Below are 781 nucleotides of genomic sequence, written 5' to 3'. Positions count from 1 at the left end.
ACGCATGTCGATCATCGAAAACATGCAGATGGGCGCGTACCTGCGCAACGACAAGGATGGCATTGCGAAGGACGTCGACCGTATGTTCGGCTTCTTCCCGCGCCTGAAGGAACGTGCCTCGCAGCTCGCGGGCACGCTCTCGGGCGGCGAGCAGCAGATGCTGGCGATGGCGCGCGCGATCATCAGCCGTCCGAAGCTGCTGTTGCTGGACGAACCGTCGATGGGTCTCTCGCCGATCATGGTGGAGAAGATCTTTGAAGTGGTGCGCACGATCTCGGGTGAAGGCATCACGGTGCTGCTGGTCGAGCAGAACGCACGGCTTGCGTTGCAGGCGGCGAACCGCGGCTATGTGATGGACTCGGGTCTCGTCACGATGGAAGGCGACGCCAGGCAGATGCTCGACGATCCGAAGGTGCGCGCGGCGTATCTGGGCGAATAAGTGGGTCAACGGATGGGAATGGCGAGCGGGTATGTGACGCTCGATATTGAAATTGCAGCAAGAAAGGAAAGAACGATGAAAGTCCTTGTGCCAGTCAAGCGCGTAGTCGATTACAACGTGAAGGTTCGTGTGAAGTCGGATGGCTCGGGCGTGGATATCGCGAACGTAAAGTTTTCGATGAACCCGTTCGATGAAATCGCGGTTGAAGAGGCGGTGCGGTTGAAGGAAGCGGGTGTGGTGACGGAAGTCATCGCCGTCTCGTGTGGCGTTTCGCAAGCCCAGGAAACGCTGCGCACGGCGCTGGCGATTGGCGCGGATCGCGCGGTGTTGATCGAGTCCGAC

The 781-nt window shown here is 59.7% G+C and carries 2 protein-coding genes; both read left to right on the top strand.

Annotated features, from left to right (window positions below; all coding sequences use genetic code 11):
• On the top strand, positions 1-439 hold a 439-nt coding region (locus tag U5782_RS41275), incomplete at its 5' end, for an ABC transporter ATP-binding protein (protein WP_322049624.1).
• Positions 440-514: 75 nt separating this feature from the next.
• The coding region (locus tag U5782_RS41270) for an electron transfer flavoprotein subunit beta/FixA family protein (protein ID WP_415914504.1) at positions 515-781 on the top strand (267 nt) is incomplete at its 3' end.

The organism is Paraburkholderia sp. J67 (genome assembly GCF_905220265.1).
In the GTDB taxonomy this organism is placed as follows: domain Bacteria; phylum Pseudomonadota; class Gammaproteobacteria; order Burkholderiales; family Burkholderiaceae; genus Paraburkholderia.
Note: the sequence above shows the minus strand (reverse complement) of the source record. Positions and strands in the feature narration are given on the sequence as shown.